Here is a 5,380-nt window from a genome sequence, read left to right on the forward strand (position 1 = left end):
TGCCTGGCGTTCCAACACGGCAAAGAGGTCGTCCACCGTCATGTGGACGATACCGCCCTTGCGGGCCGCACTCTCGATAGCCGCCTGATAGATAGGCACAGTGCCGATGGGCACCGGAGCTGCCGCCATGACGGCCCTGCGGATGCGGTCGAGGTCACCGGCGCTGCTGAGGTCCATGATGGTATCGGCACCCGCCGCGACGGCCACTCTCGCCTTTTCCACCTCGAGCTCCACATCTACCACATCAGAAGAGGTGCCGATGTTTGCATTGACTTTGGTGCGCAGCCCCTTGCCAACGCCGCAAACCTTATGGATTGCGTGCTTCTTGTTCTTCAGAAGCACGACCTCCCCTGCGGCGATGCGGGTGGCCAAAAGCTCGGCGTCAACCTTCTCTTGTGCAGCCACGGCGCGCATCTCGGGCGTGATGTTCCCTTTGCGCGCCTCAAGAATTTGGGTCATCTACTCCACACCTCACGGCACAATGCGCGATCCCCTTTGCCGCTAACGAATTGGGTTCCAATCGGCAAAGTTTTCCACTACCACCTTACACTTTGCTTCTGCTGTCCAAGTTTCTGCAGAATTGTAGGTCCATCCCAGATACTCCGAATCGCCACCGCCCTCGGTGGTGATGAGGAACCTGTTCGCCAGGTGGCCGAAATACAGGGCCTGCGCGCGTGGCGACTCCTGGTCCCCGCCGCTCGGGTCCACTGGTATCCACCCGTAGCCAGGCAAATACACCTCAACCCAGCGGTGGAAGACGTCGTCCATGCTGGCATCGTCCCCTCGCACCACCACCGAGCCTACATAGCGCGCCGGTAGGCCGGAAGCCCGGCACAGGGCAATGTAGACGAAACTGTACTCCGAGCACGAACCATTACCTCGCCGCAAGACCTCCGGGGCAACGTTCCAGCCACCAGCAAGCTCATAGTACATTTTTCCCATCAGCCAGTGGTAGATCTTGCGCGCAATCCAGTAGGGATTCTTTTCGTCGCCCACTGCCTCCCGCGCCGCTTGCTGAATGAGCGGATCGCCAAGGCAGTACTTGCTCCCATCAGCGAGGTAGCGCTCTTTGATCTCTGCAGGAATCTCTGCCAACGAGCCCACCCGCTCTGGACGCACATAGTAAAAGACCTCCCAGATGCGGGCTTTCACCTTCATGGTGACGGTCTCGGTGCGCGCCGGCGGCAGGTTCTCATGGCGAAAATGGGCGCACGCTTGGCCCCAGCGGTCGGTGACGGTGCCCACCGGCTTCGGCACCAGCTCCGCCTGACCTTCGAGCTGCTGCGAGTCGCGGCTGCGGGGCAGCGCGATGTAGACATCTGCAGTCTTGATTTTGCCTGGGCCGTAGTTGCGCACCTGGTGGGTGTATTCGACGATGGCATGCCGTTCGTTCGTGCGCACCAGCGGCTCTTTGCCTTCGACATCGATGCGGAAGACCTTGTCCGACTCAAAGTCCGCGCACCACACGTGGGTGCCGTCCCATGCCAGGCCCGTGGGGAAGTGGCCAGGCGATTTCACCACCCACAACACGTAGCCGTGTTCCGGGGTCATCATGTACAGCTCGTCCTGGCTGCGATCTGCCAGCCACAGGTACCTGCCGTCGAAGGCGAGGCCTTGCGGTTCCCCGCCAGGAGCTGGAAATGAAATAATGGCCGTGCCGTCTTGCGTGCTGATGCGACTCACCTTATCGTCTTTGTTGTCAGAAAGCCAGAGGGAACTCCCATCCCAAACAAGGCCACTGGGGGATGGCCCGGGTGCGTCGAGCGCCGCCAGGATGCTGCCGTCTTTGGGGTCGATCTTGTAGAGCTTCTTTTCGCCCAGGTCAACGTTCCAAAGGTGGGTCCCATCGAACGCAAGGCCCATAGGCCAGTAACCCGGCGAGGGGATGGTCGCGACCACCTTCCCCTCTGTGGTCATCTTGTAGATGGTGTCTGTCTTGCGATCGGCTAACCAAAGGTGCTTCCCATCCCACACAAGCCCGGTAGGGCAGGGACCGGGCGTGGGAAAGGAGGCAACCACCTCGCCCACCTGCGCGCCATGGAGGCGGCCGCAAAGGGCAACCAATAGGGCCAGAGCAACTGAGAATCTTCTCATCGAGCGCGTTCTCCCTCTTTTTCTTGCGTCCTGGTCAAGATATCCACCACTTCGGGAAAACTGGTGGCAACCCAGGTTGCGTGGGTGGCATCCAAGGCAGAACCTTCCTGCTTGACCGCTTTGAGCATTATGGTGCGCAGTCCCGCATTGTGCGCGCCTTGGATGTCGATGTCGGGTCGGTCACCTACAAACACGGCGTTGCGCGCTGTCGCGCCAACAGCGTTGAGGGCAAGCTCAAAGATCTCCCGGCGCGGCTTGCGGTAACCAACCTCCGCGGAGACGATGCACGCCCTGAACCAGTGCAGGATGCCATGCATCTCGAGAATCCTGCGCACCACCAGCGCCGAGGTAGCATTGGAGACCACTGCCAGCTGAAAGCCGCGGTGGAAAAGGGTTCGCAGCCCTTCCTCGACGCCCGGGAGCAGCTGACTGCGTTCCTCCTCAGGGTGAAAATACGCCTCCACGCAAAGGTTCAGCAGGTCCTGGGAGATCTCCCTTAGCCCTACCTCCTGGAGTGCAACGCTGATGCTCTCCGCTGCAGTGATTTCTTTTCCCTTCTCCCGCGCCCGGGCAAAGTTCTCCTCGCGAATGCGGAGCAGGACCTCGGGCAGCCGCACCTCGTCCACAGTCATGCCGTGGCCACGGAGCGTCAGCATGAGCCTTTCCACCCCCTCGCGCTCCAGGGTGCGCCAGTCTTCATGCTCGTACACCAGAGTGTTCCCCACGTCGAAAAGGACCGCGTTGATAGGCATAGGTCCCTCCCCGGCTTTGGCCTCCCAGGCGCTACCGCGGGCAGACGGAGTCCGTTGCCACCAGCAACTCCCTTGCCCCACCAACAGGCTCGTCACTGCAAAGCCTCCTTCCTGGAGACAGCAGGCTGCTACCAGTACCAAAGTAAGCAACTTAGGTGTAAAAATCAAGCCTTTTCCTGCTCGGAGGGCGAGGTATGCGAAGCGAGGGAAAGTGGGCCACGCCCCAGGTAAGCCCGGAGACTCGGTCAGCTTCTGGAAGGAAGGGGTCAACGTCCATCTGCACCATTCGGGCAGCCGGACCTCAGAGGAGGTGGCTACCATCTGCTGGGAGGCACCCGGCCACCCACTACCCACCTCAGGAGAATCCGCCCCGAGGGGCACAACTGCTTGCGCTGGCCACCGATTCCTTGCCACTCTGCGCAAACGGGGAAAAGATGCGTGTCGCCTTGTCCGCACCACAGCGCGGACAGCGCAAGTGCTCGCCACTCTCGCCCACTTTCTGGAGCACATCAAACACATTGCCACACAGCCGGCATTGATATTCGTAAATAGGCACACCTACCTCCTCTTTTCACCAATTCGAGCCTGCCCGGTTTCCGTCTGTCCTGGCCCGTCTGGCTCTTCAGCTTTGTCTTGCACCGCGCGTTCCACCGGAACACTGCATGCCCGGGACATTCACGTGGGCACCCCCAAGCGCGGGAGCACAAACCTCATCAGGACTATGTAGCCTGCGGCAATCAGAATCAACCAGAGAAAATCCATTCTTCTTCTCACTCCTCTACCCTGCCATTCTCGAGACGCATCGAATCGCCCACACCCCAATAGCCCCAAAGACCGCGTTCACATGCCGAGCATTGGATGCACGGCAACAAGAAATGATTCACCCCCGCGTGCGAGCTCCCCCTCGCACGCAGAATCAGGTTCAGCTGCAGCGCGGCGTGAGTATCTCGCGCAAAGCCGGCATGGCGATGCGCGACCAGGTCTCGACGTCGCATTCCGGAGCGGCCAGGATCTCCTCCACCCGCGCCAGGTCCACGAACCCACCCCAAGCCATCTCGCTGCCCCGCGGCGCCACATGGCTCTGGCACGTGGCGATTTTGTACAAGATGCCAAAATGGACTTGGCCAACAGGATTGCTGTCGTCGTTAATGTACCCCACGACACTCACCTCCACCTCGCCTGGGATGTCCACTTCCTCGCTCAGCTCTCGCAACATACTCGCCCGCACCGGATCCGCGGCTAAATCATATCGCTCGATGTGACCGCCTACGCCCCAAGACCACTTTCCCTGGAGTCTGGTTTCCTGGTAGTCCTCGCTCCTGGTCGCTCGACGGTAGGCAAAGACCAGCCTCTTCGCCGGATTGACGATGAGGCAGTAGGCAATGGGCTGCTTGAGGGAAGGATCAATCTCTGCCGCGGACCGCATCGCGTACCTGAGGTAGCGGCGCACCCGCGCCTCGAAGTCGTACCTGTGCGCAGGCAGAAACCCTTGAAAGGAGAGTTCCCGAAACAATTCTTCGCGCGGCACCACGACAATCTGCTTATCCATGTTCCTCCAATCCGCAAGTGTCACTCCATGATGATCTCCACAAATCTGCGCAGGGTGCGACCCGCCTCGCCGAGGGGTGGCGTAAAGCGCCAATTGAGCGAATCTTCGCCGTCGTGATTGACGATGACGTCGGTGTAGCCGCGCCCCATCTCCATCTCCTCCAACGCCTTCAGCGCCCTGGCCCGCAGGTCATCCAGTTCCCCCAGGGTGAAGAGCTTTCCCTGCTGCAGAGAGCGCTGCACCAGTTTCGGCAGCATGACTGCCGCCAAGGCCTCCTGGCGACTCGGGAACCCCTCAGCCAACGCATCGAGCTCATCCTCGTGCAAAGGCGAAAGGAAGACCGTTCTCACCTCAAAGTCACCCAGGAGTCCTTGTACCGCCGAATGTGACATGAGCTCCCGACCCAAGGTGGGATAGATCTCGACGATGACCAGCGGCTTGGCTTGCAGCACCTGCCGGACTTCGACCAAGTCGATGGCCTGCCAGACCACCCGTCCCTTGCCCACGAGGAAGCGTTCTGCCGGCAGGGAGCGGATCTCCTGCTCCGTGCGGAAGTGAAAATCCACGCCGTCCTTCTCACCGGGTCGGGGCTGGCGGCTAATGTACAGAGTCAGCGTGCCAAAGTCCAGCTCTGGGTGCATGCGGCGCAGGGCCTTGAGCAGCGGTGTCTTGCCCACTCCTGACGGCCCAGACAGGACGATGAACTTTCGCTTCACCGTTTTCTCCACACTTCTGCCTTTCAATTCCCTGACCCCCCGTGCCTACCCCGGGGTCACTTCCCGCTCATTTTTCTCCGCCGTCCCTGCGGGCAAAGCTCCCAGTACACCCTCTGGTGCGTGGCACCCCTCCGGGACGCGCAACACCCCGGTCCTTGGCACCTCTATTACCCGCATCGACTTCCACTTGCCGCCCAAAAAGCGAAGAAGGAAGGTGAGGCCAACCGCCATGATGTACAGGGTAGCCGCGGCCCACATGGTCAAAAGAC

At 60.7% G+C, this 5,380-nt stretch carries 7 protein-coding genes; all 7 read right to left on the reverse strand.

Going from position 1 to position 5,380, the window contains the following annotated elements:
• Window positions 1–459, reverse strand: a 459-nt coding sequence (locus H5U38_13880; GenBank protein ID MBC7188110.1) for a phosphomethylpyrimidine synthase ThiC, incomplete at its 3' end; no start/stop codon positions are given.
• A 42-nt stretch (window positions 460–501) separates the two neighbouring features.
• Window positions 502–2,094 carry a transglutaminase gene (locus H5U38_13885; GenBank protein MBC7188111.1) on the reverse strand — a complete coding sequence of 531 codons (1,593 nt, stop codon included), beginning with the start codon at window positions 2,092–2,094 and terminating at the stop codon, window positions 502–504.
• On the reverse strand, window positions 2,091–2,846 hold the full coding sequence (locus tag H5U38_13890) for an HAD family hydrolase (protein MBC7188112.1): 756 nt from the start codon (window positions 2,844–2,846) through the stop codon (window positions 2,091–2,093). Before H5U38_13890 ends, H5U38_13885 begins: the two co-directional genes overlap by 4 nt.
• A gap of 355 nt (window positions 2,847–3,201) precedes the next feature.
• Window positions 3,202–3,402 (reverse strand): zinc ribbon domain-containing protein, encoded by a 201-nt coding sequence (locus H5U38_13895; GenBank protein ID MBC7188113.1) that lies wholly within the window; start codon window positions 3,400–3,402, stop codon window positions 3,202–3,204.
• Between the two features lie 366 nt (window positions 3,403–3,768).
• Window positions 3,769–4,395 (reverse strand): NUDIX domain-containing protein, encoded by a 627-nt coding sequence (locus H5U38_13900; GenBank protein ID MBC7188114.1) that lies wholly within the window; start codon window positions 4,393–4,395, stop codon window positions 3,769–3,771.
• Window positions 4,396–4,415: 20 nt separating this feature from the next.
• Complete coding sequence (locus tag H5U38_13905) at window positions 4,416–5,111, reverse strand: hypothetical protein (protein MBC7188115.1); 696 nt, start codon at window positions 5,109–5,111, stop codon at window positions 4,416–4,418.
• Window positions 5,112–5,156: 45 nt separating this feature from the next.
• Window positions 5,157–5,380 (reverse strand): hypothetical protein (locus H5U38_13910; GenBank protein MBC7188116.1); only part of this gene is annotated, 224 nt, incomplete at its 5' end.

It is taken from the genome of Calditrichota bacterium, assembly GCA_014359355.1.
In the GTDB taxonomy this organism is placed as follows: Bacteria; Zhuqueibacterota; Zhuqueibacteria; order JANLFK01; family Oleimicrobiaceae; genus Oleimicrobium.